Origin of the sequence: Nocardia sp. NPDC005978, assembly GCF_040614455.1 — a bacterium.
GTDB lineage: Bacteria > Actinomycetota > Actinomycetes > Mycobacteriales > Mycobacteriaceae > Nocardia.
Genome location: NZ_JBEXUS010000015.1, coordinates 1 through 24,251, shown reverse-complemented (window position 1 = coordinate 24,251; position 24,251 = coordinate 1). Strand labels below are relative to the sequence as shown.

Sequence of the window (24,251 nt, the reverse complement as noted above, 5' to 3'; positions counted from 1 at the left end):
GCCGTTCCCGGCGAGCACGAGAACGAAAAGGCTCGCCGTGGAAGTTGTGACGTCGCTGCCCGCGGACACCCCGCTGTCACAGGTGGCCGCCCGGATCCGCCGCATCGAGGCGCTCGGCTTCGATACCGTCCACGTCTCCGAGACGATCCACGACCCGTTCGCCGTCTGCGCGCTGGCCGTGGAACACAGCACCCGCCTGACCATCCGCACGTCGATGGTCGTGGCCTTCCCCCGCAGCCCGATGGTGACCGCCCTGGCGGCCTGGGACCTGGCCGGGTTCTCCGGCGGCCGGTTCCAGTTGGGGGTGGCATCCCAGGTGCGCGGCAACATCGTGGGCCGCTTCTCCACCCCGTGGACCGACCCGGTGGCGCAGCTCGGCGACTACGTCACCGCGCTGCGCGCGATCTTCGCGGCGTTCCAGCACGGAACGCCCCTGGACCACCACGGCAGCCACTACGAATTCACCCGCCTACAACCGTTTTTCAATCCGGGACCGCTCGATGTCCCGGTGCCGCCCATCTATATGGGCGCGGTGAACCGCCGCATGTGCGAGCTGGCCGGGGCGCTGGCCGACGGCTTCGTCGCGCACCCGACCGGGTCGCATCCGCTCTCGCTGGAGAACCATGTGCTGCCGACCCTCGGCACCGGCGGCGAGCGGGCGGGCCGCGCCGACGGCGGGCCGCGAATCATCGTGGTGCCCAAGGTGATCACCGGCCGCGACGAATCGGCCCTGACCGCGCTGCGGCACGAGCGCCGCTCCGAACTCGCCTTCCTGTACTCGACGCCCGCGTACCGGGGCACGCTGGACCGGCTCGGGCTGGGCGACATCGCCGATCAGCTCTCGGCCGGTGCGGCGGCCAAGGAGTGGGGCGCGCTGCCGGGGTTGCTGACCGACGACATGGTCGCGACGCTGGTGCCGCAGGGGACGTACGGGGAACTGCCCGCGGTGCTGGATTCCTGGTACGGGGATCGGTGTCACGGGATCGCGCTGGACGTGCCGGCGGAGCCGGATGAGGATGGGGAGTTCGGCGAGATGCTGGCCGGGATTCGGGAGATTTCGGCTCGCGGGATATGAAAAGCGGCTCGAGCCGGTGCCAGCGGAAGCCGGCACCGGCTCGAAAGCGATGGCGAAGTGGGGTTTACGGCTCTCAGCGGTCAGTAGCAGCGCGCCAGGTTGGTGTTCGGGATGACGTAGCACGGCCGGGTGCTGCTCGGCGCGCCGGAGCCGCTGAGGCCGCCGATCATCGCGCCGAGCAGGATCCCGGCGGGTATCGCCATGAACCCGAAACCGAGGCTGATGACGGTGAGCACGAGACCGAAGATGCCCCCGATGAGCGCGCCGGCCGCCGCGTTGGCGCTGCCGGTTCCGGCGGTGCCCTCCGCTACGGCGGTGGCGGTCGGGTGTACGACCAGTGCGGCGCCGTCGTCAGCGATGCTGGGGTTCAACGAGAGCACCTGATCGGTGCCGGCGAAGGTCACCGAGAGCGGCATCGTGGAAGTGACGATGCCGTTTCCGTCGAGGAGGTTCACCGCGGCGTCGGTGAGCTGGAACGTGCCCCCGGTCAGGGTGGTGGTGACGGTCTGGTCCGTATCGGAGCGAACCACGTCGTAGTGGATGCCGTCCTGGTCTCCGGACAGCTGCGAAACAGCCTGCACATCCTGTGCGTTCAATTCCGGCGCCGCATACGATGTGCCCCCCGTGATCGCCATGGCGCCGATGGTGAGCGCGGCTGTGGCGACGATCTTTCTCATTTTCACAAGGTCATCTTAGGCTGCGGGGATCACGATGCTGACAACGAATTCACTTTCGGCGCTGGTGGTTTCGCTCGTGCGTGCACATGGACGTACTCTGTCAGCTCCCGCAGTGCCCGCCGCACGTCGCTGACATCCGCGATATTCAACAATGTCAGGCTGGAGACGATCGTTCTTGCCCAGATCAGTGCGGGATTGGGCAGCTCACATTCCATATTTTGCAACGTACTCACCGTCGCTGACATCAACGCGGATAACTGCGCGTCAGTCCTGGATGCACTGTAATGCCGAGTTGCGTGTGGTGCGGCCGTTTCCGAGCCGGGGTGACCCGGCTCGGAGACGCGGGATCACACTCGGGTCATCGTGGAGGAGTATCCGCCGCCACCGGGATATACCCATTCGCCGGTGACGGTGACCCCGGTCGAATCGAAGGTGCCGCGGTAGTAGGCGGGACTGTCTTTGGCGCCGGCCCAGATGGTGAGGGTGTCCCCGGTCAACTCGTAGACGTAATCGAAGCTGCGTCCGACGGAGTCGTAGTAGCGGGAAACAACATCTGGCCCGGTCGGTTCACCGAACGGGCGCAAATTTCCGATGACTTCCATGCCGGTGACGGCTTGGCCGTCTTGGGCCAGATCGATGTGCTGGAGCAGAAAGAACCTGCCCGGCATCCATTCGTACCGGACCGTGCCTTGGGCACCACCGCTGACTCGCCATGTGCCGACCAAGCGATCCAACACCCGTAGTTCGGGAGTGGGCTGCGGCTGGGTCTCGATCATCTCGTTCTCCTCGGTAGGGGTGTTCATTCGCCGCTACCTCGGAGCCGCCAAGCGGTTCTCGACACCAAATCTATGTGATCTGAATCATTCCCAGATGGTGTCGAGATATCGCGGCCGGCTCCGAGGTAGCGGCGAAGACCCCAGATCGAGGAAGGAAACAACGATGACTCTCACTGCTGGCGCTTCCCTTGCCCGCCACGCCCCAGGCCGGTTGTCCGGCCGTTTACTGTTGGCCGGTGCTGCCGCTGGGCCGCTGTTCTTCGCTTCGGCGATCACCCAGATGCTCACCCGCGACGGCTTCGACATCACCCGGCATCCGATCAGCCAACTCGCCACCGGAGACCTCGGGTGGATCCAGATCGCGACCTTCGTGACCGCCGGCGTGTGCGCGTCGGCGCTCGCGGTGGGCCTCGGCCGCACCTTGGCGGCCGGCCCCGGCCGCCGGGCATTGCCGGTTCTGGTGGGATTATTCGGGGGGGATGATCGCAGCCGGCGTCTTCACCATGGACCCGGAAAAAGGATTCCCGGCCGGGACTCCGGACGAGCCGGTTGCGCAGATGTCCTGGCACAGCATCGCCCATTCGGCATCGGCTGCAGTAGCTTTCACCGCGCTGGCCATCGCGGCAATCGTGCTGAGCGTGCGGTGCGCTCGTCGCCGGGCGGTGTTGCCCGCGGTGGCGAGCGCGGTGGCCGGGCTCGTGCTGCTGATACCGATATCGCCTGAGCACATGAGCATCCAGATCGCGGTCAACGGGTTGGTCGCATTCACCTGGACCACCGCCCTTGCGGTCTCCCAGCGTCGCGCCGCCTGACAGATCGACCCCGCGATACCGTCACAACAACCACCCACCGAGAGGCCGGACCATGAAGTATCTACTGCTCGGTTACACCCCCGCGACCGACTGGGACGCCGAAACTGCCGATATCCCGTCGGCGGAAGCTTTGGCCGCTTTCGCCACCTATCAGCAACTCGAGCAAGAACTGATCGCCTCCGGCGAACTGGTCAGCACCGAGGGCCTGGGTCATCCGGCGGTGAGCACCACCCTGCGTAAAACCGCCGACGGTGTGATCGCCACCGACGGCCCCTTCGCCGAGCTGAAGGAGGTCCTGGCCAGCTTCGCCGTCATTGATGTCGTTGGCCACGAACGCGCCGTCGAGATCACCGCACGAATCGTCGAAGCGCTCGGCGAACCGATCGAGATCCGCCCGATCATGGGTGCGGACTTCACCGCGTGACCCCCTCGATCGAGGACCTGCTGCGCGCCGAAGCGCCACAAGTCCTCGGGGCTCTGGTGCGCCGCTTCGGGCACTTCGAGATCGCCGAGGACGCGACACAGGAAGCATTGCTGAGCGCATCTCGGTCGTGGCCGGTGGACGGCATCCCGGACAATCCGCGCAGCCGTCTCATCCGCATCGCCTACCGGCGAATGATCGATATGCTGCGGGCCGATCAGGCGCGCCACCGCCGCGAAATCGACGCGGCGGCAAGGGCCGAGCCACTGCGAACCGCACACCACTCCGATATCGACGACAGCTTGACCCTGCTGCTGCTGTGTTGTCACCCCGCACTGGGCCACACCGCACAGGTCGCCCTGACGTTGCGCGCGGTCGGTGGACTCACCACAGCCGAGATCGCGCACGCATACGGCACGTCCGAAGCCACCATGGGCACTCGGATCAGTCGCGCCAAACACCAACTCGCCAAGGCCGGAGCGCGCTTCACACCACCGACCGACGCCGACCGTGATCAGCGCCTGGCCGCGGTCCTGCGCGCTCTCTATCTCATCTTCAACGAGGGCTACACCGCCACCGCCGGCGGCGAACTCGTCCGGGTAGACCTCACCGCCGAAGCTGTCCGGCTGACCAGGATGCTGCGTGAGACCGCCCCAGGCGACGCCGAGGTGACCGGCTTGCTCGCGCTGATGCTGCTCACCGAATCTCGCCGCGCGGCCCGCACGCGTGCCGGAGAACTGGTGCCCCTCGACGAGCAGGATCCCGCCCGCTGGAACCACAGCCTGATCGAGGAGGGCACCGCCCTGATCGACAGTGTCTGGAACCACGGACCGGCGGGCCCCTACCAAATCCAGGCCGCCATCGCCGCACTGCACGCAGCGGGCGAGCCGGGCGAAACCGATTGGCACCAGATCGCGCTGCTCTACCTGTGGCTCGAACGACTTACCCCGACCCCGCCCGTTCAACTCGCGCGGGTCGTGGCCGTCGCCCGCGCTTACGGCCCCGCGCGCGGACTAGCACTGCTCGATCACCTTGATCGACACCACCATCTGGATCGCAATCCGCTCACCCGGCAGCGCGAACACGCTGTTCGCGCGCATCTTCTCCAGCAAATCGGCGACCAGGCCGCCGCGGCCCAGCTTTTCCGCCGAGCAGCCGACCTCACCAGCAACACGGTCGAACAACGGTACCTACGCGCTAAAGCCGATCACCCCGACTGACTTCCGAATGCTCAGGTGAAATCACTCGGCGGACTCCGAGCGCAATCGAACGCCGCCGCCGAGCCTATGGCGGTACGCACTCTCATGCCGCGACCCGCGCGTTGCGAGCAGCACGGGAGATCAACGTGCCAAGAGCGTCTGGCACCCCTCGATGACGGATATGCACCACTTCGTGCCAGCCGTGTGACGGGCTGTGCCAGGCTCGTGAACGCTCCACGACTCATCGTGTGCGAGTGGATGATTGAGCCTGTTCGACACGCTCCCCGCGGGGAGGCTCGTCGTTACCGAACCAGGGGAAGTCCGGGGCCGGCGCGGGCACCGCTGCTCGGTATTTGGGTACAGACCGCTCAGGGCTTTTCTCGTCTGCGGTATCTGGATCGCGCTCGAATCAGTCTCCAGTGCGAGGAAGCCCGCTCTCCTGTTCAGAAGGAACCTTCCAGCGCTGGAAGATTATCGACACCGGCAAGGGCGGGTCGAGGATCCAAGCTGCTCTGGCCCCCAAGCTGTATTTGGGCGTGGTGGGCGACAGCACCGCCAACGGGGCCCATATCGTGCTGGCCACCGAGATAACCACTTACGGTCAGATGTGGAAGATCGTCCCGGTGGCATGATGCCCGTACTGGGGTGAAGAGCGTTCGTCGGAGTGCTTTTCGGTCGGTCGCGCTGAGCAAGCGCGACCGACTTCTCTGTGGCGAGAATCGGTCCCCTGCTACTGCCTGGCGCAGTCGGCATCGGATCGTGCGACAGCCACGAGTGACGTCCTGTCATGCCGCGTGCCGCGCGGTTCGAACGGGCCGGCGCGGTACGGGGGAAGATCAACGGGCCGTGCGCCGTTGGTCGTCTGCAGAATTCGTTCATGCTGATGCGCGGGCACTGCACGGAGGCAACGTGCTACGAATCGGATAACCTGCCGGGTGGGCCGAGCGGGCTTGCGGCGGGTGTTTCTTCGCTATCCGATGTGGTCGATAGCCGACCAGAGGTCGCAGCGGTGTTGCGGGGAGAATGAGTTGCCGAGCACGATGCGGTCACTGCCGAGTTCAAGGGTGGTATCCGATGCGGTGGGTGACCATGGTGGGAAGGCGGGGGTCCGGGGGTCGCCGGTGTGTGCGAATTGTGCCCAACTCTGCTGGATGCGCTGGGACAGTTGGTCACCGGCCGGTGGGAGCGGGATGGGGACACCCATCAGCGCGGAGAAGACATAGGGGATCTCCGCGCCGTGAAACGCTCCTGGCAGAAGAGGATTGGAGCCTAGCGGTGCGTCATTGAACTGGTACTGCCAAACCTGCGCGCCACCGCGGCGCGCCGCCTCGGTGGTGAACAATGCGGGACAGGCGAAGACACCGTCGGTAATCACCTGGGCCTTGGCCGCAGCGGGGGATGCGAAGTCGGACAAGGGATATCGGTCGAGGATGCGAGTGCTGTTGTCCTGGAACAGATTCTGCGCCCAAGCGGCGTAGCTTTCGGCGGTGGGCATGGTGGCTCGTGCGTAGTCGAGCAGCGCGATGAAGGTCGCGCCCTCCTCGGCATTGCTGCCGACGATCAGCGGAACATCCTGCGCGGCGCCGTTCGACAGGGCCTCTTCTGGGCTGGTGGTTATCACCACGCCGTCTCGTACCGGGGTCCATCCGACGTTCATCGTGCTCAATGTCGTTGTGGGGGAGCTCAACAGCTGATCGACGGGTAGCTCTCGCAGGCATCGCAACCGCGTCGCGGGTTCACCGCAGCCGAGGTCTGCGGCGTAATCGGCCGCTCGCTCATAGGCGACCTCCTCGGTGGGGGGAACCAGCGGGCTACGAGCGCAGGAACCGCTTTCGACGATAGCTTTCGCGTACAGACCGCGTGCGGTGGGAGAGGCCAATTGGGTGCATACGCTCATACCCCCGGCGGACTCACCGAACAGGGTGACGTTCTCCGGATCTCCGCCGAAGGCGGGCGCATTGTCTCGGATCCAGCGCAGTGCCGCTTGTTGATCGAGAGTGCCCCAGGTTCCGGTGATTCCACTATTCTCGGCGGCCAGTTCGGGTAACGCGAGAAATCCGAAGGGCCCTACCCGGTAGTTTGGGATCGCGACGATAACCCGGCCCTCGCGGACGAGCCGAGCGGGAGAATTGTATTGGGCATTGGATCCCAGGACGAACGCACCGCCGTAGAGCCACACCATAACCGGCAGTACTTCGCCGTCGGTGTGTTCGGGGACGTAGAGATCGATGGTCAGGCAGTCTTCGCTGGAAGGTTGCAGCGCAGGCAGATTGGGTAACGGCGGCGATTGCGGACATTGCGGGCCGTGCGCGAGCGCCGAACGGATACCGGTCCACGATGGTGCAGGTCGGGGTGGCGCGAACCTGCCGGTGTCTGCTGTCGAGGCCGCGAAAGGCACTCCGAGATATTTCTGTATGCCGTCGGCGTGGATGCCGCGGATGGTGCCCGCGGAGACCGTCACGGCGGGATCGGAAGGGACGTCGCCAGGCGCTGCGCCAGTCGGCGAGAATGCGGCGATAAGGCCGATAATGCCTGCTAGAGACAACAACCGCGCCGGATATCGGTGGCGCTCGACGGCGGTGCCGGTGAACCGCATGTGCAACTCCCACTATCAAATACTTTTGAGACAAAAGGATGTTAAGTGGGCGGTGACGCCACCGTGCCGCTTTGCTCGATTTCGCCGAATGCCGGCTGTGCGAGATCATTCGCTCAAAGCGACGAGCAACAGTCGCAGAGACGGGAGGGCTGCCTGCAGTGCGTGACGGTCCGCGGCAGGCAACTCGCGCATAGTGTCGCGCAAGACGGTGGCACTTGCCCGGTCGTACCGGTCCAGAAGCTGCCGCGCTCGAGTCGAAGCCACGAGTAGCGCCCCGCGCCCGTCGGACGGCAGTGGTCGGCGCTCTACGAGGTCGGCGGCGGACATGGTCCGAACGAGGTTGCTGATAGTGGACTGTGCCACTTTGAGTTCGGTGGCGGCTCGACTCGGAGCGAGGCCGCCGGTCGCGACGAGCAGCCGGAGCAGCTCGATCTGGGCTTCCGGTAGGTCCGGCAGTCCTTCCGCCGAGCGTGTTCGCCGCAGCACAGCGCGTCGCAGGGGTCCGAGTAACGCACTGAGCTGCGCCTCGGGCGGGGACGTCGAGTCAGGAGCGATTGCGCGGGTGTCCACGCGCTCATTCTGCTCCGGCGGCGGTCATCACTCCTGGGCGAGGCGCTCGGCCCGCCCGAGGCGGAGCCCGCTATTGAGCCGGCCCTTGCTGGTAGAGATCACGTCCTGTGCCGCGGTGTTCGAACCGGCCAGGCGTGGATCACACCGCAACACCTCGGCGCGCGAGTATCCGCTTTTGCGGATTACAGAGCTTTCGTCGCCATTTCGAATCGCACTGCAGCAGCGCTCAGCAAGCAACCGCTGCGTGGTCTTACCAAGAGGGAGGGCACCCTTGGCCTTCAGGGATTCCAACAACCTCGGCGGATCACACGGAACTTTCGGCCGGCTTCGGCGGTGAGATCCAGCAGGTAGGGGAGGCGGCCGATGTTGATGGCCGTCAGAGCGTAGCCGTCGGCGTCGAGATCCATGGAGATCAGTACATGCTCGAGCGCCATGCAGCGCTCGCCGATTTCTTCGAGGGCCGCGACGGTGTCTTCCCCTTGGTCGCAATCGTGGAGCGTGGCGATGAATGCGGGGGCAGCCGCACAACCGTCGGCTGATCAATCCCGTCGTTGTGGGGCGACGGCGTCTACAGCGCGCTGAAGACGTAGTCCCGGAACGCTGCATCTCGCGTGGTCAGGAAGTCGACAGCTCGCTCGGATAACACCAGCCGGCCCTTCCTCGCCAAACCGAAGTCATCAGCGCAGGCACGGCCGGTGACGATCAGACCGCGCAGGGGCGGGATCTCGAACGGGGGGATATCGTAGTAGCCCTTGTCGCTGACTTCGCCGGTGAGCGGCCCGAACTCGAAGCCGGTCAAGTCGGTTTCCTCGAGGGCGGCCGCCAGCGGCTCGGTGACCGCGAACGCTCCCCCGTACGAGGTTACGAGGTCCGAGAACAACGGCACTTCGAAAGTCAGGTGCGCCGATACCTGGCGGGGCGGGTCGAAGCTCTCATCCCACTCGACCCCTCCGAAGTCGGCTGGGCATTCGGGTTCGACCGGATAGAACTTCATGGCGGACCTTCGACGTCGAGTGATTGTTGATCCTGGCGCGGCGAGTTTACTTGCCTCCCTTCGGATATAGCTCGCTTCGAGCTTCCGATACACGCCGTCGGGGCGCCCGGTGGGTGGTTACCCCACACCGCGGACGAACGCATGGTAATGGACGACTTCAGCAGCCGTGCGCTACTGCGGCAGATCAGCAAGAAGGCATAGCCAATCGCATGTACAACCTGTCCGGCATCGACCCCGCGGTCCAAGGTGCCGACTTCGTCAAGTCCAGCGCCAGCGGCGGAAATGCCAACTGTGTCGAGGTCGCCAAGCTCCCCGGCGGCGACGTTGCGGTAAGACATTCCAAGGTTCCAGGCGGTCACGTCATCGTCTACAGCCCCAGCGAGTGGGCCGCGTTCACGGCTGGCGTTCGCGCTGGCGAGTTCGACTAGGTGCAGGACCGTGAACGATGAACTGAACACCGCCGTCTGGAAGAAGAGCAGCTTCAGCCAGCCTTCTGGAGAGTGCGTCGAGGTGGCACGCCTTTCCGGCGGAAGAGTGGGCGTCCGTGACAGCAAGAACCCCGGCGGCCCGGCGCTGGTCTTCACCCCGGGCGAATGGAACGCGTTCATCTCCGGTGTCGAAGGCGGCGAATTCACCCTCTGAGGGATATGGACGACCATAATCGTTCACATGCCGGAAGACACCGAAACCCCCGGTACACCTGGGGGTTTCGTCGCGCCTGCCGCCTGGCGGCGACGCAGGCCGGGGTCGAACCGCGGGCGTCATCGAGCGGTGGATTTCGGGGGTGTTAATCGCCGGTTCGTCCTCACCACAACAACATCTCCCTGTTGGAAAGCAGGTCATGTTCCCGTCACATCCACTGGTTAGTCTTTTCGGAATTCGCAGTTCGCGGTAGAGGAGTCGTCACAATGACGGACACACTTCCGAGCAAGACCCAGGTGCTTCGCGCCTGCCGAGGCACCCACTCCCCCGGCCACCCGGTGCTACGCGCTGCCCACGATCTCACCGAGATCCACGAACGGCGATTAGCCGCGCTTCCGGAGCATCTAGCCGAATTGGAGCTGATGCGAACCGATTTGGTGCGAGTCATCGACTGCTGGGTGACGGCGCAATTACCGCCCTCGCACGGCGCGGCCAGGGTGCACACCGAAACCATGGGGGCCGTCATCGATCGGCTGGCGCAATTGACCGCCAGCGCCTATGCCGCACTGGCACACGCCACCGGCAAGGATCTCGCCATAGTCTGGGAGAACCTCGCCGAATTGGCCGTGGGCTACGAGGATTTGGCCTCGGAAGTCTGCACCGGCCGCCGCCGGTTACCCGGTACACACTGAGTCCGCGGCGGCTACTTCGCCGGCGGGCGCAGCGTGGCGTACCAGTCGAGGAGTTCGGGAGCGTCCACCGCGGTGGGCGCTACCACCTTCGCCGGATCCGCACCCTGGAAGATCTTCTTGATGGGTACCTCGAGCTTCTTGCCCGTGCGCGTGTGCGGGATGCCCGGGGCCTCGAGAATGTGATCGGGCACGTGCCGGGGCGAGACCTCGGTGCGAATGGCGGCATTGATGCGGGATTTCAGCTCGTCGGTGAATTCCGCACCGGGAGCCAGGGTTACGAACAGCGGCATCCAGTAGCCGCCGTCGGGCTGTTCCGCTCCGATGACCAAGGCCTCGGCGATTTCGGGCAGTCGTTCCACCGCCTGGTAGATGTCGGCGCTGCCCATGCGAATGCCGTGCCGGTTCAGGGTGGAATCCGAGCGGCCGTGCACGATGACGCTGTCGTGCTCGGTGAGCGTGATCCAATCGCCGTGCCGCCAGACGCCGGGGTACATGTCGAAATACGCGTCGCGGTAGCGGGATCCGTCCGCGTCGTCCCAGAATGCCACCGGCATGGACGGCATGGGCGCGGTGATCACCAGTTCCCCGACCTCCCCGTGCACCGGTTTGCCGGATTCGTCCCAAGCCTCCAGGGCTACACCGAGATACGGTGCGGAGAGTTCACCGGGCCACACCGGAACGGTGCGCACGCCACCGATGAAGGCCGACACCACGTCGGTGCCACCGCTGATCGAGGCCACCGGCACGCGGTCACCGACATTGTCGCGCAACCACAGTGACGAGGACGGCGGCAGCGATGATCCGGTGATACCGACCAGGCGCAGCGCGGACAGATCATGATCAGCGCGGGGCACCGATCCGGCCTTCGCGCACGCCAGCACGTAGCCGGGGCTGGTGCCGACGACGGTCGCTCCCACGCGAGACGCGATGGCCCACAGCGCATCCGGGGTGGGCGCCGACGGACTGCCGTCGTAGCAGACGATGGTCGCGCCCACCAGGAGTCCGGCGACCTGGAAGTTCCACATCATCCAGCTCGGGCTGGTGTACCAGAAGAACGTATCGTCCGGACCGATATCCGACTGCAGCGCAACCGCTTTCAGATGCTCGAGCACGACTCCGCCGTGCCCGTGCACGATGCCCTTGGGCTTGCCGGTGGTGCCGGAGGAGAACAGCACCCACAGCGGATGATCGAAGGCGACGGGTTCGGCGACCAGCGTCGCCGAACCCCCCGCGCGCTCGATGTCCGCCCAGGACAGCGCATCCGGCACGTTTCCGCCGAACCGCGACACCACCACCGTGGCGGCCAGGGACGGCAATCCCGCGCGCAGCGCCGCGATGTCGGCGGTCTTGTCGTGCGTCTTCCCGCCGAATCGATACCCGTCCGCGGTGATCAGTACCTTCGGCTCCAGCTGCCCGAGCCGATCCAGCGCGGCCTGGGCGGAGTAGTCCTGCCCGCACGCGCTCCACACCGCGCCGATGCTCGCGGTGGCGAGGAACGCGATGACCGCTTCCGGGATGTTCGGCAGATAGCCCGCGACGCGATCCCCGGCGGTCACGCCGTGCTCACGCAGTACCGCCGCGAAAGCCGCCGTCGCACCGATCATGTCGGCCCAGGACAGTTCGGTGACGCTACCGTCCTCGTCCACTCCGAGAATGGCCGGCCGATCGGTGCGCGCCCGGCGCAGCACGTGATCGGCGTAGTTCAGCTCGGTGCCCGGAAACCACCGCGCGCCCGGCATTTCCGCCGATTCGAGCACTTCGTCCCCGCGCTCGCCGACGTCGAAGTAGTCCCAGAGCGCACCCCAGAAACCGGGCAGATCGGCGACCGACCACTGCCACAGCGATCGATAGTCCGGCGCCTGTACCCCGGTTCGCCGCCGCACGAAATCCGCGAAATCGGTGACCCGCGCACCGGCGATATCCGCCGTGCTCGGCACCCACTGTGGTTCCACCGTCAATCCTCCTACGCTGCGCTGCCTACGACGCGGATTCGGCGGTCTGCGCCCGCTGCACGATCCGCTCGGCCTGCCGGATGACCGGCATGTCCACCATGCGGCCTTCGAAGGTGAAGACCCCGGGCTGATTCGGCACTTCCGCCAGTAGCCTGCGCGCCCAGTCGACCTCGGCGGGCGCGGGCGCGTAGGCGCGGCGGATGACCGGTATCTGACTCGGATGAATGGCGACCTTGGCATCGAAACCGATGGCGATCGCGTCCTGCGCTTCCGCCGCCAGCCCGTCCAGATCCGGGATGTCCAGGTACACCGAATCGAGCGCGAGTTTGCCGTACGCCTTGGCCGCCAGCAGCGATTGCGAGCGCACGTGCCGGCACACGTCCCGGTAGCTCCCGTCCGCGTGCCGCGATGCGTTGCCGCCCAGCGCCGCGATGAGATCCTCCGCGCCCCACATCACGCCGATGGCGTTGCGCGCCATGAGCGCCCGGCCCACCGCCATGGCACCCAGCGGGGATTCGATCAGCGCGATGACCTCGTGGTCCCCGAGTTGGGTGATCTGTTCGGCCGATTCGCATTTGGGCAGCATGATGCGCCGATAGTCGGTGCGCGCCAGCGCATCCAGGTCGAGCATGTGCTCGAGCGTGCCCGCCGCGTTCACCCGGACAACGGTACGTTCGGGGTCCTGCGGGTGCTCGATGAGCGCGGTGCGGGCGGCCGCCTTGTCGATGTCGGCGACCCCGTCCTCCAGGTCGATGATCACCACATCGGCCGCGGCCAGGGCCTTGCCGTAGCGCTCGGGCCGGTCGGCGGGACAGAACAGCCACGCCGGTCCCGGCATGTCCCAGCTCATGCCGGCCGCTTTCGCACGAGCGTCTTGCGATGGGCGGTGGCCACCACGTCCCCGTGTTGATTGCGTCCGGTGTGCGCGAATGTCACGATGCCCTCCCCGGGCCTGCTCTTGGATTCCCGCAGGTCCGCGATCTCGGTTTCCGCGTACAGCGTGTCACCGTGGAACAGCGGCTTCGGGAATGCGATGTCGGAGAAACCGAGATTGGCGACGATGGTGCCCTGGGTGAGCTGCGCGACGGAGAGTCCGACCAGGGTCGAGAGCGTGAACATCGAGTTCACCAGGCGCTGGTTGAACGGCTCCTGGGTCTCGGCGAAGGCCGCGTCCAGATGCAGCGCCTGGGTGTTCATGGTCAGCGTGGTGAACAGGACGTTGTCCGCCTCGGTGATGGTGCGCCCGGGCCGGTGCTCGTACACCACGCCGAGTTCGAATTCCTCGAACCACAATCCGCGCTGCACGACTCGCCGCCGGGTCCCGTTGTCGGTCACAGGCCCAGCTCCCGCCCGATCAGCATCAACTGCACCTCCGTGGTGCCCTCACCGATTTCCAGGATCTTGCTGTCGCGATAGTGCCGCGCCACAGCGTAGTCGTTCATGAAACCGTAGCCGCCGAAGATCTGGGTGGCGTCGCGGGCGTTGTCCATGGCGGCTTCGCTGGCGACCAGTTTGGCGATGGACGCCTGCTTCTTGAACGGCTTGCCCGAGAGCATGAGCGCGGCCGCGTCGTAGTAGGCGGTGCGGGCCATATGGGCGCGCACCTCCATGCGGGCGATCTTGAAGGCGATGGCCTGGTTGCTGCCGATCGGCCGGCCGAACGCCTCGCGCTCCTTCGCGTACTTGACGCTCTCGTCCACGCAGCCCTGGGCCGCGCCGACCGAGAGGGCGGCGATGGCGATGCGGCCCTCGTCCAGGATCCGCAGGAAGTTGGCGTAGCCGCGCCCCTGCTCGCCGAGCAGGTTCTCCGCGGACACCCGGACGTCGGTGAAGCTCAGCGGATGGGTGTCCGAGGCGTTCCAGCCGACCTTGTTGTACGCGGGCTCGGCCACGAATCCCGGTGTGTCCGTGGGGACCAGGATGGTGGAGATCTGCTTCTTGCCGTCGGTGGTTCCGGTGACGGCGGTGACGGTCACCAGGCGGGTGATGTCGGTGCCGGAGTTGGTGATGAACTGCTTGCTGCCGTTGATGACCCAGGTGTCGCCGTCCAGCACCGCGGTGGTGCGGGTGCCGCCCGCGTCGCTGCCCGCGCCGGGTTCGGTGAGGCCGAAGGCGGCCAGGGCACGTCCGGAGGTCAACTGCGGCAGCCATTCCCGCTGCTGCTTCTCGTTGCCGAAGCGGTAGATCGGCATGGCGCCCAGTGAGACACCGGCTTCCAGGGTGATGGCCACGCTCTGGTCGACCTTGCCGAGTTCCTCGAGCGCCAGGCACAGGGCGAAGTAGTCGCCGCCCATGCCGCCGAATTCCTCCGGGAACGGCAGGCCGAACAGGCCCACGTCCGCCATGCCCGCGATCACTTCGTACGGGAAGCTGTGCTCGGCATCGTGCTTCGCGGCGACCGGCGCCACCACCTGGTTGGCGAAATCGCGCACGGTGAGGGCCAGTTCGCGGTACTCGTCCGGCAGCGTGCCGGTGGACAGGAAGTCGGTCATGAGGGCGTGTGCTCCTGGTTTTCGGCGGTGATGATGCGGGCGAGCGGCTGATCCAGGCGGACCTGCGCACCCGGTGCGACGAGAAGTTCGACCCGGCCCGCGACCGGAGCGGTGAGCGCGTGCTCCATCTTCATGGCTTCGACCACGACGACGGCGGTTCCGGCGGCGACCTCGTCACCGGTGGCGACCGGGGTGGCGATGACCGATCCGGGCATGGGGCTGGTGATCTCGGCATCGCCCACATGCGCTCCGGCACTGCGGATATCGGCCTCGGCGACCTCGCGCAGCAGCGCGACGCCGGTGGCGTCGGCGACCCAGAGCTGTTCGTCCAGCGCGGCGACGCCCACCCGGGTGCGCAGACCGTCCAGGGTGAGGATCAGCTCGCCGTCCGTCGAGGTGGCGGTGAGGGAACGCTTCGCACCGTCCTCCAGCCACACCTGCGCGTCGCCGGGGGCGCCGGTGAGGTGCACGTGTTCGGTGCGATCGCCGCCGACCAGCCGGAAGGTGGTGGGCGCGGGTGCGCCGACCCGCCAGCCGGTCGGGGTCGCCCACAGGTCGCCCGGGGTGCTCGGCCAGCGCCGCAGCCACAGCCGGACGGCCGCGGCGATGAACTGCTCGTCGGTGACCGGGGCGGGCGTGAAGTCGCCCGCGCGGCGGTCCAGGAGACCGGTGTCCAGATGTCCGGCGCGGACATCGGGGTCGGCGATCAGGAAGCGCAGGAAGTCGATATTGGCGCGCACACCCATGATGCGGGTATTCCGCAGCGCGGTATCGAGTTTCGCCAGCGCCCGGGTCCGGTCGGGGGCGTAGGCGATGACCTTGGAGAGCATGGGGTCGTAGTCGGTGCCGACCACGGTGCCCACGCGCAGGCCCGAATCCACGCGCACGCCATCGCCTTCGGGCTCGGACAGGTCCAGCACGGTGCCGCCGGTGGGCAGGAAGCCGCGGCCCGGATCCTCGGCGTACACCCGCGCCTCGACGGCGTGGCCGGTGAGGCGGATGTCGGACTGCTGCACGGACAGCTTCTGCCCGGCGGCGATCCGAACCTGGCATTCCACCAGGTCCACGCCGGTGACGAGTTCGGTGACCGGGTGCTCGACCTGCAGGCGGGTGTTCATCTCCATGAAGAAGAACTCACCGGGATTGTCGGCGGAGACGATGAATTCGACGGTGCCCGCGCCCACGTAGTCCACGCTGCGCGCGGTATTGCAGGCGGCGGCGCCGATGCGGGCCCGGGTCTCGGCGTCCAGCAGCGGGGACGGGGCCTCCTCGATCACCTTCTGGTGGCGGCGCTGCAGACTGCATTCGCGTTCGCCCAGGTGCAGCACGTGGCCGAACTCGTCGGCCAGGATCTGCACCTCGATATGCCTGGGGCGGTTGACGAATCGCTCCAGGAACAGGGTGTCGTCACCGAAGGCCGCGCCGGCTTCGCGGCGGGCGCTGATCAGCGCGTCCGGGAGCAGGGCCGGGTCGTCGACGCGGCGCATGCCCTTGCCGCCACCGCCCGCGGACGGCTTGACCAGCACCGGGTAGCCGATATCGGTTGCGGCGGCGATCAATTCGTCGTCCGTCAGGCCCGGGCGGGCGATACCCGGCACCACCGGCACGCCGTAGGCCGCGACGGCGTTCTTGGCGGCGATCTTGTCGCCCATGACCTCGATGGCGCGCGCGGGCGGTCCGAGGAAGGCGATGCCCGCCTCGTCCAGCGCGGCCGCGAAGGCCGAATTCTCGGACAGGAAGCCGTATCCGGGGTGCACGCCCTGCGCGCCCGAGCGCACGGCGGCGTCGACGACCTTGGCGATGTCCAGGTACGACTCGCGGGCCGCGGCCGGGCCCAGGCGCACGGCAACATCGGCCTCGTGCACGTGGCGGGCATCGGCGTCGGCGTCGCTGTACACCGCGACCGAGCGAATTCCCATGGTGCGCAGCGTGCGAATGACGCGGACCGCGATCTCGCCGCGATTGGCGACCAGCACCGTGTCGAACCCGACGGGGTGGGCTTTGTTCATCATCTCGATCACATCCGGAAGACGCCGTAGGAGACGTCTTCCAGCGGTGCTTGCGCACACGCCGAAAGCGCCAGGCCGACAATGGTTCTGGTATCCGCGGGGTCGATGACGCCGTCGTCCCAGAGGCGCGCGGTGGAGTAGTAGGGATTGCCCTGCGCCTCGTACTGATCGCGGATGGGGGCCTTGAAGGCCTCCTGATCCGCCTCCGACCAGGGCTTGCCGTTGCCGTCGAGCTGGTCGCCGCGCACGGTGGCCAGCACGGAGGCGGCCTGCTCGCCGCCCATGACCGAGATACGGGCGTTGGGCCACATCCACAGGAAGCGCGGGGAATACGCGCGCCCGCACATGGAGTAGTTGCCCGCTCCGTAGGAGCCGCCGATGACCACGGTCAGCTTCGGCACTCGCGCGCACGCGACGGCGGTGACCATCTTCGCGCCGTGCTTGGCGATGCCGCCGGCCTCGTAGTCGCGGCCGACCATGAAGCCGGTGATGTTCTGCAGGAACAGCAGCGGGATCTTGCGCTGGTCGCACAGTTCGATGAAATGCGCGCCCTTCATGGCGGATTCGGCGAACAGCACGCCGTTGTTGGCGACGATGCCGACCGGATGGCCGTGGATGCGCGCGAAGCCGGTGACCAGGGTGCGGCCGTATTCGGCTTTGAATTCGGTGAATTCGCCGCCGTCGACCACGCGGGTGATGACCTCGCGCACGTCGTACGGGGTGCGCAGGTCCACCGGCACCACGTCGTACAGCTCGTCCTGGGGTGCGATGGGATCCACGGTGGGCGCCACGTCCCACGGCACGGGGGTCTTCGGGCCCAGGGTGGCGATGATGTTGCGCACGATGCGCAGCGCGTCCTGATCGCTGTCCGCCAGATGGTCGACCACGCCGGAGGTGCGCGCGTGCAGATCACCGCCGCCGAGTTCCTCGGCGGTGACCACCTCGCCGGTGGCGGCCTTCACCAGCGGCGGGCCGCCCAGGAAGATGGTGGCCTGATCGCGCACGATGACGGTCTCGTCGCTCATGGCCGGGACGTACGCGCCGCCCGCGGTGCACGAGCCCATGACCGCCGAGATCTGCGCGATGCCCTTGGCGCTCATGTTCGCCTGGTTGAAGAAGATGCGGCCGAAGTGCTCGCGGTCGGGGAAGACCTCGTCCTGGCGGGGCAGGAACGCGCCGCCGGAGTCGACCAGGTAGATGCACGGCAGGTTGTTCTGCAGCGCGATCTCCTGCGCGCGCAGGTGCTTCTTCACCGTCATCGGGTAGTAGGTGCCGCCCTTGACCGTGGCGTCGTTGGCGATGATCACGCATTCGCGCCCGGCGACGCGGCCGATGCCGCCGATGACGCCCGCACCCGGGCATTCGTCGTCGTAGAGACCGTTGGCCGCGAGCGGCGAGAGCTCCAGGAAGGGCGATCCCGGATCCAGCAGCTGGTCCACGCGCTGGCGGGGCAGCAGCTTGCCGCGGGCCAGGTGGCGTTCACGGGACTTCTCGGGTCCGCCCAGCGCGCTGACCGCCAGCCGTTCCCGCAGTTCTCGCACCAGCGCGAGATGCGCGGCCCGATTACCGGTTCGCACTTGTTCGGTGACCGTCATGCGCTGTACCTCTCCACGGGGTTGATCCTGACGCTCGGTTAATCCCCACTAACTCGAAAATAAGATAATCTTCACTAACTGAGTTGTCCAGGACCGGCGAAGGGAGCAGCGGTGACCAGCAGCGATACCGTCGCCCCGACGCGTCGCGAACAGCTCAAGGCACAGCGCAGACAGCAATTGCTGGAGGCGGGCGCGCGCCTGATCGCGGATCGCGGGTTCCTCGGCATGCGGCTCGACGATCTGGGCGCGGCGGCCGGCATCAGCGGGCCGGCGGTCTATCGGCACTTCCCCAACAAGGAGGCCCTGCTCGTCGAACTCCTGGTCGGCATCAGTCAGCGCCTGCTGGAGGGCGGCCGCGCGGTGTCGGCGGCAGCGGACTCCCCCGCCGCGGCCCTGGACGCCCTCATCGACTTCCACCTCGACTTCACCCTCGGGGAGCCCGAGCTGATCCGCATCCAGGATCGCGATCTCGAGAATCTGCCCGAGGGCGCGCGCCGCCAGGTACGCCGCACCCAGCGCCAGTACGTCGAGGTCTGGGTCGCCGTCCTGCGCGACCTGCACCCCGAACTGCCCGAGGCGACCGCACGCGTCCAGGCCCACGCCACTTTCGGCCTGATGAACTCCACCCCGCACAGCGCGCCGCCGGCGACCCGCGCGCGGCCGATCCTGCGCCGCATGGCCTCGGCCGCGCTGCGGCCATAGGCGGCGTCCACCCGCGTCGCCGCGAAATGCGCTGAAGCAGAACACCGGAACGCTCCTTGCCGCCGCACACGGCCGGCCCGGCTCAGATACCGCGGAGTTCGCTCTCGGCCGTGCGCAGGACCATGTGGAAGCCCGTGCGGATGACCGGCAGGAACATCGCGGTCCAGAGGCCGGGCAGGATCGGCGACGCTATCTCGAAGGTCGAGAACCAGCGGACCTGGGTGCCGTGCGGGACGGCCTTGAAAGCGATGAAGCCTTCCTGATGTCGCAGGGGCGGAACCGATTTCAGGAGCCGGTAGCGCACGAGTTCGGGTGGGTTGTACTCGACTATCTCCTCGGTGAGACGGATGAGGGGGGTGACGATGAGACGCACCGCGCCGACGCCGTGACCGTTGGTGTTGCCGGGACGGACCAGGGTGACGCGGCGGCACATCGGGACGCGCTGGAAATTGGTGGCGTCGGTCATCCAGTCGAAAACGTCGGGCAGGGGGGCTCGGAGGGTGCGCTCAACATCGACCGTGCGCATGCCGGCTCCGTTCTGCTCTGCTCGGATCTCTGGGCAGCCTAGGGGATCCGGGGGCCCGGCCGCGAAGGAAACGCTGCGAATACTCGAATCCGGCGGCTCGATTCGGGTGAGCGCCTTGGTCTTTCGCTGCCGAGCGGGCCACGGCGGGGCCGTCGGGCCGAACCCGGCAGGGCTGCAAAAGACCTGGTGACTACCATTGCCGATATGAATGTCGAGGAGCAGCGCGTTATTCGCCGCCGCCCGAAGAATCGGCGTGCCCAGATCGCCGCCACCTCGGCGGCCGCCTTCGGCTCGCTCGGCTATCACGGGGTCAGCATGGAGGACATCGCCGCACGCCTGGGGATCTCCTCCGCCGCGCTGTATCGGCACTATCCGAGCAAGTACGCGCTGTTCCGCGAGGAGTTGCTGCGGCTCGGGCAACTCACCGTCGATTCGGTCACCCCGCCGCCGGACACCGGCGAGCTGACCCCGCTCGAACGCCTGAGCGTCGTACTGGACCGGGTCATCGCCGAAACCGTCGGCAACCGCGCCACCGTCACGCTGGTGCGCTGGGAACAGCGCTACCTCGACGAGACCGATCATCGGACGCTGGCCGAGCAGTTCGCCGCGGCGCTGTCCACCCTGCGCGGGCTCATCGCCGACATACGGCCCGATCTCGACGACGCCGACTGCGCGGTCCGGGCGGTCGCGGTCTTCAGCGTGGTCAGCAGCATCGGGGATCATCACGCCGCGCTGCCGGTGAAACCGCTGAGCGCGCTGCTGCATTCGACGGCGCTGTCCCTGGTGACCGCGGAACTGCCGCCGCCCGGCATCACCACCAGCGCGCCGCGCGCGACCGAGATTCCACAGTCGTTCAAGCACGAACTGCTGCTGAAGAAGGCGGTCGAGCTCTTCCACCAGCGGGGTTATCCGAATGTGAGCGTGGAGGACATCGCCTCGGCGGCCGATCTGTCCGCGGCCTCGGCGGTGTACCGCTACTACCGCAGCAAGGGCGATCTGCTGGCCGCGGCGTTCCGGCGCGCGGCCGATCGGGTGTCCGGCGCCATCGGCCCCGCGGTGGCCTCCTCGGCCGGGCCCGCCGAGGCGCTGACCAAACTCGTGGACCTCTACGTCGCGGGTTCCTTCGCCGAGCGCGAGCTGACCTTCGTCTACTACGCGGAGTTCGGGCACGTCTCGGCCGAGGAGCGCACCATGCTGCGCAACGTCCAGCGGCTCATCGTGGCCGAATGGGTGCGCCTGCTGGTGGCGGTCCGGCCCGAACTGTCCGACGGCGAGGCCAGGATCCTGGTGCACGCCGGATTCGGCCTGGTGGTCGATCTGGGGCGGGTCTTCGGTGACGATCAGCGAGTGTGCCCGCAGGAGCGCGTGATTCGGCTCATGGAGGTCACCCTCTTCGGCGCGGTGCCGGGCCGGCGGGCCTGAGGCCGCGGTGACGCCCGCCCGATCGGCTCGAGCCGATCAGGCGGCGCCGCGATCCGGGAAACTCAAGTGGCCGCGAGTACCGACACGGGAGTGAAGGGCGCGTAATCGCACACATGTCCATTATCCCAATCCCAGAGTGAGATCGGGTCCACGGCAACGCCGCTTTGCAGAATCAGTCGCCAACCGGCGTCCTCGCGCTGCCAGATGTCACCGTCGCGGTCCCAGTACAGACCTACGGCGCTCGGCTCGAGCATTTCGTCGTGGCTCATGCTGTTCATCCCCACTGCTCTTCCTTCCCACTTCGTAGCTAACGGCCAGCGAGTGCGCGAAGAGATACACCGCAGCGCCTACAAGCACTTTCGCGGTGGTTACAGCTCAACTACCACTTCAATATATTTGCCAATCATTCGCCCCCTAAGTAAGCGCGCTGGGCGAGTTGCACATTGTCCGAGAGTTGCGGCGATTCGCCGCAACAATTTTCGGCGACGGACGCATTGCCATGTCCGAATCGTCCGGTTACCCAGGGAAATCGGGGCGTCACCCGCCAACGAACCTAGCCGCCAGGGCGGAATGCCCTGGCGGCTGGAAGCTTTGACCCGACGGTTCGGCCCGAGCGCGGGATCGGACCGGCGCGAACGACTAGTTCGCGGGGAAGGTGATCGGCGGGATCTCGAACGTAGAGCCGGTACCCAGCATCTTCGCCAGTACGCCGAGGAAATTGTCTACAGCACTGCCGGTCATGACGAGGCCTAGACGACGGGCGGGGTCACGGGCGGGGTGCCCGGGGTGACGGACAGATCCGAGCCCGAGCTGATCAGGTGGGCGATAGCCTGCAGGAGGCTGGTGAAGCCGGCGCTTCCGAGGTCCATGTGGTTATTCCTTTACAGCACAGAGGTTCTAGAAGGGGACTGGATCAGGCCAGCTTCGGGTCGTACCCGATTTTCGAGCCCGTTCCGAGGAACGTCAGGATCTGAGCCAGCACGGCGGTGATGTCGACGCCTTCCATGACGTCTCCTTTCAATCGTTGTTATTCGGATTCCGACATCGCTTCGACGAGCGAGGCCGGCCGCATGTCGGTCCAGTGCGACTCCACGTATTCCAGGGAGTCCGCGCGCCGTGCGGGTCCGAAGGCGATGGTCCATCCGCTCGGAATGGCGGCGAAGACCGGCCACAGCGAGTGCTGGGCCTCCTCGTTCACCAAAACATAGAACTGAGCGTTCTCATCATCGAAGGGATTGCTCAACGAACTGCCTTTCTTCACCGACACAGCAAGCTGTGAAAACGATGCATTTCAGAATGTACATCAGGCGTCAGTTCGACGCACCTGAATCTTCGAACTGTGGAATTACCGGTGATCCACCTGCCTGCGCAGGGCATTGAGCACCCGGGCGACGCGCGCCAGGGCCTCGGGCGAGGCCATCTGCCAGTGCGTGGCCTCGACCGCGTAGCTGTGCACGATGCCGTCGATGACATCGCGCCAGCCCGAGACCCCGAGCGCGCCGCTCGGATCGTCCAGGGCCGCGGCGAAGTAGAGCAGGCTGCCCTTGAAGCTGCGGGGCTCGTAGGCGCCGATCAGGCCCAGCGAGGCCAGACCCGAGTCGATGATGCGCTCCACCCGCTCGGCGGTGACCGAGGCGAACGGCTCCGGCAGCGCCGACAGGCGTTCGGCCAGTGCCACCGGGTCCGGCTCGGCCGACTCCGCGCCGGAGTCCGCACCGAGCAGTCCGCCGAGCAGTTCGGCGACCGGCAGCCGCACCGGCCCCTGCACGTCCGCTTCCAGCGAGCTGTCCAGCATGGCCAGCGTCGCGACCTCCTGACCCTGCTCCTGCAACTGGACCGCCATGGCGTGCGCGAGCACGCCGCCCAGCGACCAGCCCAGCAGGTGGTACGGGCCCTCCGGCTGCACCGCGCGGATCTCCTCGACGTACCGGCGAGCCCAGCTCTCGATCGAATCCGGCAGCGGCGCATCCGATCCCAGCGTCGGGGACTGCAGACCGTAGATGGGCCGGTCCTCGTCCAGCTCGGCGGCCAGCGCGGCGAAGGACCAGGCGACACCGCCCACCGGATGGATGCAGAACAGCGGCGCGCCCGCGCCCTGCGGACGCAGCGGCAACAACACCTCGAACGCCGCGCCGGCGTCGAGATCCCCGGTGCTCCTGGACAATTCGGCGACGATGTCGGCCGGGGTCGGAGCGGTGAACAGCAGCACCACCGGGATCTTGCGTCCCAGGGCGGCGCCCAGTTCGGCCGCCAGGCGCACCGCGATCAGCGAGTTGCCGCCGAGCTCGAAGAAGTTGTCGTCGAGCCCGACCGGATCCCGGTCCAGCACCTCGGCGAAGACCGCGCACACCGCGACCTCCAGCTCCGCGGCCGGGGCCCGGAATTCGCGGGGCGCGAATTCGGGCTCGGGCAGCGCGGGACGGTCCAGCTTGCCGTTGGCGTTGAGCGGCAGTTCCTCGAGCACCACGAACGCGGACGGCACCATGTACGACGGCAGGCGCTCGGCCAGCGCCGCGCGGACGCGAGCCGGATCGAGCTCGATGTCCTGCTCGGTCGCGCCGACCACGTACGCCACCAGGCGATCGGATCCGGCCGCGCCGTCCGACTTGGCCAGCACCGCGGCCCGGGTGATCTCGGGCTGTGCCAGCAGCGCCGCCTCGATCTCGCCGAGCTCGATGCGGAAACCGCGGATCTTCACCTGGAAGTCGGTGCGGCCCCGGTACTCCAGCTCGCCGTCGGTCCGCCAGGCCACCAGGTCGCCGGTGCGGTACATGCGCTGCCCCGGTTCGAACGGGTTGGCCACGAAGCGATCCGAGGTCAGGTCGGCCCGGCCGAAGTAACCGCGCGCCAGCTGCGCACCGGCCAGGTACAACTCACCGGACACCCCGGCCGGGACCGGGCGCAAGCGCGCGTCCAGCACGTAGACCCGGCTGTTCCACTCCGGCGAGCCGATCGGCACCGACACCCGATCCGCCCCGGTCACATGGTGATTGGTGATCGAGACCGCGGCCTCGGTCGGGCCGTACAGGTTGAACAGCGCCGCGCGCGGATGTGCCCGCCGGAAGCGCTGGGCCACCGCGGCGGGCAGCGCCTCGCCGA

At 67.2% G+C, this 24,251-nt stretch carries 26 protein-coding genes and 1 pseudogene; 10 read left to right on the top strand and 17 right to left on the bottom strand.

Going from position 1 to position 24,251, the window contains the following annotated elements:
* Positions 1–37 precede the first annotated feature (37 nt).
* On the top strand, positions 38–1,075 hold the full coding sequence (locus ABZ319_RS09650) for a TIGR03617 family F420-dependent LLM class oxidoreductase (RefSeq protein ID WP_354985920.1): 1,038 nt from the start codon (positions 38–40) through the stop codon (positions 1,073–1,075).
* Between the two features lie 80 nt (positions 1,076–1,155).
* Here the strand turns inward: ABZ319_RS09650 and ABZ319_RS09645 are convergent, their stop codons facing one another.
* From ABZ319_RS09645 to ABZ319_RS09635, 3 genes are all read right to left on the bottom strand, one after another.
* A complete protein-coding gene (locus ABZ319_RS09645; protein WP_354985919.1) occupies positions 1,156–1,752 on the bottom strand; it encodes a hypothetical protein in 597 nt (198 codons plus the stop codon).
* 29 nt (positions 1,753–1,781) lie between these two features.
* Positions 1,782–1,967, bottom strand: coding sequence for a hypothetical protein (locus ABZ319_RS09640; protein ID WP_354985918.1), 186 nt, complete (start codon positions 1,965–1,967; stop codon positions 1,782–1,784).
* A gap of 132 nt (positions 1,968–2,099) precedes the next feature.
* The gene (locus ABZ319_RS09635) at positions 2,100–2,555 is read right to left on the bottom strand and encodes a hypothetical protein (RefSeq protein WP_354985917.1); all 456 of its coding nucleotides are present in this window, start codon (positions 2,553–2,555) and stop codon (positions 2,100–2,102) included.
* A gap of 67 nt (positions 2,556–2,622) precedes the next feature.
* On the opposite strand from ABZ319_RS09635, the pseudogene ABZ319_RS09630 reads away from it, so the two are divergent.
* The 4 genes and pseudogenes from ABZ319_RS09630 (at position 2,623) to ABZ319_RS09615 (ending at position 5,592) form a co-directional block, all read left to right on the top strand.
* Positions 2,623–3,340: pseudogene (locus ABZ319_RS09630) on the top strand (DUF998 domain-containing protein).
* A gap of 52 nt (positions 3,341–3,392) precedes the next feature.
* Positions 3,393–3,764 (top strand): YciI family protein, encoded by a 372-nt coding sequence (locus tag ABZ319_RS09625; RefSeq protein WP_354985916.1) that lies wholly within the window; start codon positions 3,393–3,395, stop codon positions 3,762–3,764.
* Positions 3,761–4,981 (top strand): DUF6596 domain-containing protein, encoded by a 1,221-nt coding sequence (locus ABZ319_RS09620; RefSeq protein ID WP_354985915.1) that lies wholly within the window; start codon positions 3,761–3,763, stop codon positions 4,979–4,981. Before ABZ319_RS09625 ends, ABZ319_RS09620 begins: the two co-directional genes overlap by 4 nt.
* 332 nt (positions 4,982–5,313) lie before the next feature.
* Entirely contained in the window at positions 5,314–5,592 is a 279-nt protein-coding gene (locus ABZ319_RS09615; RefSeq protein ID WP_354985914.1) for an RICIN domain-containing protein, read from the top strand.
* A gap of 338 nt (positions 5,593–5,930) precedes the next feature.
* Here ABZ319_RS09615 and ABZ319_RS09610 read toward each other — a convergent pair whose 3' ends face one another.
* The 4 genes from ABZ319_RS09610 to ABZ319_RS09595 all read right to left on the bottom strand — a co-directional run bounded on the left by ABZ319_RS09610 (position 5,931) and on the right by ABZ319_RS09595 (position 9,120).
* Positions 5,931–7,556 (bottom strand): carboxylesterase family protein, encoded by a 1,626-nt coding sequence (locus ABZ319_RS09610; protein ID WP_354985913.1) that lies wholly within the window; start codon positions 7,554–7,556, stop codon positions 5,931–5,933.
* 105 nt (positions 7,557–7,661) lie between these two features.
* Positions 7,662–8,042: a MarR family transcriptional regulator gene (locus tag ABZ319_RS09605; protein WP_354985959.1), complete on the bottom strand. Its 381-nt coding sequence runs from the start codon at positions 8,040–8,042 to the stop codon at positions 7,662–7,664.
* A 362-nt stretch (positions 8,043–8,404) separates the two neighbouring features.
* Positions 8,405–8,560 (bottom strand): hypothetical protein, encoded by a 156-nt coding sequence (locus tag ABZ319_RS09600; RefSeq protein ID WP_354985912.1) that lies wholly within the window; start codon positions 8,558–8,560, stop codon positions 8,405–8,407.
* A 134-nt stretch (positions 8,561–8,694) separates the two neighbouring features.
* Positions 8,695–9,120 carry a hypothetical protein gene (locus ABZ319_RS09595; RefSeq protein WP_354985911.1) on the bottom strand — a complete coding sequence of 142 codons (426 nt, stop codon included), beginning with the start codon at positions 9,118–9,120 and terminating at the stop codon, positions 8,695–8,697.
* A gap of 209 nt (positions 9,121–9,329) precedes the next feature.
* On the opposite strand from ABZ319_RS09595, the gene ABZ319_RS09590 reads away from it, so the two are divergent.
* From ABZ319_RS09590 to ABZ319_RS09580, 3 genes are all read left to right on the top strand, one after another.
* A complete protein-coding gene (locus tag ABZ319_RS09590; protein WP_354985910.1) occupies positions 9,330–9,548 on the top strand; it encodes a DUF397 domain-containing protein in 219 nt (72 codons plus the stop codon).
* 10 nt (positions 9,549–9,558) lie between these two features.
* Positions 9,559–9,762: a DUF397 domain-containing protein gene (locus ABZ319_RS09585; protein WP_354985909.1), complete on the top strand. Its 204-nt coding sequence runs from the start codon at positions 9,559–9,561 to the stop codon at positions 9,760–9,762.
* 266 nt (positions 9,763–10,028) lie between these two features.
* Positions 10,029–10,454: a DUF4254 domain-containing protein gene (locus ABZ319_RS09580; RefSeq protein ID WP_354985908.1), complete on the top strand. Its 426-nt coding sequence runs from the start codon at positions 10,029–10,031 to the stop codon at positions 10,452–10,454.
* 11 nt (positions 10,455–10,465) lie between these two features.
* On the opposite strand, the gene ABZ319_RS09575 is transcribed toward ABZ319_RS09580, so the two are convergent.
* From ABZ319_RS09575 to ABZ319_RS09550, 6 genes are read right to left on the bottom strand one after another with little or no spacing between them, the layout of a single operon-like run.
* On the bottom strand, positions 10,466–12,406 hold the full coding sequence (locus ABZ319_RS09575) for an acetoacetate--CoA ligase (RefSeq protein ID WP_354985907.1): 1,941 nt from the start codon (positions 12,404–12,406) through the stop codon (positions 10,466–10,468).
* 25 nt (positions 12,407–12,431) lie between these two features.
* Complete coding sequence (locus ABZ319_RS09570) at positions 12,432–13,256, bottom strand: CoA ester lyase (RefSeq protein WP_354985906.1); 825 nt, start codon at positions 13,254–13,256, stop codon at positions 12,432–12,434.
* Positions 13,253–13,741, bottom strand: a complete 489-nt coding sequence (locus tag ABZ319_RS09565; RefSeq protein ID WP_354985905.1) for a MaoC family dehydratase — start codon at positions 13,739–13,741, stop codon at positions 13,253–13,255. Before ABZ319_RS09565 ends, ABZ319_RS09570 begins: the two co-directional genes overlap by 4 nt.
* A complete protein-coding gene (locus tag ABZ319_RS09560; protein ID WP_354985904.1) occupies positions 13,738–14,898 on the bottom strand; it encodes an acyl-CoA dehydrogenase family protein in 1,161 nt (386 codons plus the stop codon). The genes ABZ319_RS09565 and ABZ319_RS09560 overlap by 4 nt, the downstream gene beginning before the upstream one ends.
* Complete coding sequence (locus ABZ319_RS09555; RefSeq protein WP_354985903.1) at positions 14,895–16,910, bottom strand: acetyl/propionyl/methylcrotonyl-CoA carboxylase subunit alpha; 2,016 nt, start codon at positions 16,908–16,910, stop codon at positions 14,895–14,897. Before ABZ319_RS09555 ends, ABZ319_RS09560 begins: the two co-directional genes overlap by 4 nt.
* 5 nt (positions 16,911–16,915) lie before the next feature.
* The gene (locus tag ABZ319_RS09550) at positions 16,916–18,502 is read right to left on the bottom strand and encodes a carboxyl transferase domain-containing protein (RefSeq protein WP_354985902.1); all 1,587 of its coding nucleotides are present in this window, start codon (positions 18,500–18,502) and stop codon (positions 16,916–16,918) included.
* A gap of 111 nt (positions 18,503–18,613) precedes the next feature.
* Between ABZ319_RS09550 and ABZ319_RS09545 the strand changes: the two genes are divergently transcribed.
* Entirely contained in the window at positions 18,614–19,204 is a 591-nt protein-coding gene (locus ABZ319_RS09545) for a TetR/AcrR family transcriptional regulator (protein WP_354985901.1), read from the top strand.
* A gap of 82 nt (positions 19,205–19,286) precedes the next feature.
* Here the strand turns inward: ABZ319_RS09545 and ABZ319_RS09540 are convergent, their stop codons facing one another.
* A complete protein-coding gene (locus tag ABZ319_RS09540) occupies positions 19,287–19,730 on the bottom strand; it encodes an SRPBCC family protein (protein WP_354985900.1) in 444 nt (147 codons plus the stop codon).
* Positions 19,731–19,934: 204 nt separating this feature from the next.
* On the opposite strand from ABZ319_RS09540, the gene ABZ319_RS09535 reads away from it, so the two are divergent.
* On the top strand, positions 19,935–21,152 hold the full coding sequence (locus ABZ319_RS09535; RefSeq protein WP_354985899.1) for a TetR family transcriptional regulator: 1,218 nt from the start codon (positions 19,935–19,937) through the stop codon (positions 21,150–21,152).
* Between the two features lie 62 nt (positions 21,153–21,214).
* Here the strand turns inward: ABZ319_RS09535 and ABZ319_RS09530 are convergent, their stop codons facing one another.
* From ABZ319_RS09530 to ABZ319_RS09520, 3 genes are all read right to left on the bottom strand, one after another.
* Entirely contained in the window at positions 21,215–21,430 is a 216-nt protein-coding gene (locus ABZ319_RS09530) for a hypothetical protein (protein ID WP_354985898.1), read from the bottom strand.
* A 749-nt stretch (positions 21,431–22,179) separates the two neighbouring features.
* A complete protein-coding gene (locus ABZ319_RS09525) occupies positions 22,180–22,395 on the bottom strand; it encodes an MbtH family NRPS accessory protein (RefSeq protein WP_354985897.1) in 216 nt (71 codons plus the stop codon).
* A 102-nt stretch (positions 22,396–22,497) separates the two neighbouring features.
* On the bottom strand, positions 22,498–24,251 hold a 1,754-nt coding region (locus tag ABZ319_RS09520; protein ID WP_354985896.1), incomplete at its 5' end, for an alpha/beta fold hydrolase.

Coding starts and splice junctions, on each gene's coding strand:
- ABZ319_RS09530 (WP_354985898.1), bottom strand. CDS start 21,430: ATGAACAGCATGAGCCACGACGAAATGCTCGAGCCGAGCGCCGTAGGT.
- ABZ319_RS09540 (WP_354985900.1), bottom strand. CDS start 19,730: ATGCGCACGGTCGATGTTGAGCGCACCCTCCGAGCCCCCCTGCCCGAC.
- ABZ319_RS09635 (WP_354985917.1), bottom strand. CDS start 2,555: ATGAACACCCCTACCGAGGAGAACGAGATGATCGAGACCCAGCCGCAG.
- ABZ319_RS09640 (WP_354985918.1), bottom strand. CDS start 1,967: ATGGAATGTGAGCTGCCCAATCCCGCACTGATCTGGGCAAGAACGATC.
- ABZ319_RS09610 (WP_354985913.1), bottom strand. CDS start 7,556: ATGCGGTTCACCGGCACCGCCGTCGAGCGCCACCGATATCCGGCGCGG.
- ABZ319_RS09590 (WP_354985910.1), top strand. CDS start 9,330: ATGTACAACCTGTCCGGCATCGACCCCGCGGTCCAAGGTGCCGACTTC.
- ABZ319_RS09645 (WP_354985919.1), bottom strand. CDS start 1,752: ATGAGAAAGATCGTCGCCACAGCCGCGCTCACCATCGGCGCCATGGCG.
- ABZ319_RS09600 (WP_354985912.1), bottom strand. CDS start 8,560: ATGGCGCTCGAGCATGTACTGATCTCCATGGATCTCGACGCCGACGGC.
- ABZ319_RS09535 (WP_354985899.1), top strand. CDS start 19,935: ATGAATGTCGAGGAGCAGCGCGTTATTCGCCGCCGCCCGAAGAATCGG.
- ABZ319_RS09595 (WP_354985911.1), bottom strand. CDS start 9,120: ATGAAGTTCTATCCGGTCGAACCCGAATGCCCAGCCGACTTCGGAGGG.
- ABZ319_RS09550 (WP_354985902.1), bottom strand. CDS start 18,502: ATGACGGTCACCGAACAAGTGCGAACCGGTAATCGGGCCGCGCATCTC.
- ABZ319_RS09570 (WP_354985906.1), bottom strand. CDS start 13,256: ATGAGCTGGGACATGCCGGGACCGGCGTGGCTGTTCTGTCCCGCCGAC.
- ABZ319_RS09555 (WP_354985903.1), bottom strand. CDS start 16,910: ATGATGAACAAAGCCCACCCCGTCGGGTTCGACACGGTGCTGGTCGCC.
- ABZ319_RS09560 (WP_354985904.1), bottom strand. CDS start 14,898: ATGACCGACTTCCTGTCCACCGGCACGCTGCCGGACGAGTACCGCGAA.
- ABZ319_RS09580 (WP_354985908.1), top strand. CDS start 10,029: ATGACGGACACACTTCCGAGCAAGACCCAGGTGCTTCGCGCCTGCCGA.
- ABZ319_RS09625 (WP_354985916.1), top strand. CDS start 3,393: ATGAAGTATCTACTGCTCGGTTACACCCCCGCGACCGACTGGGACGCC.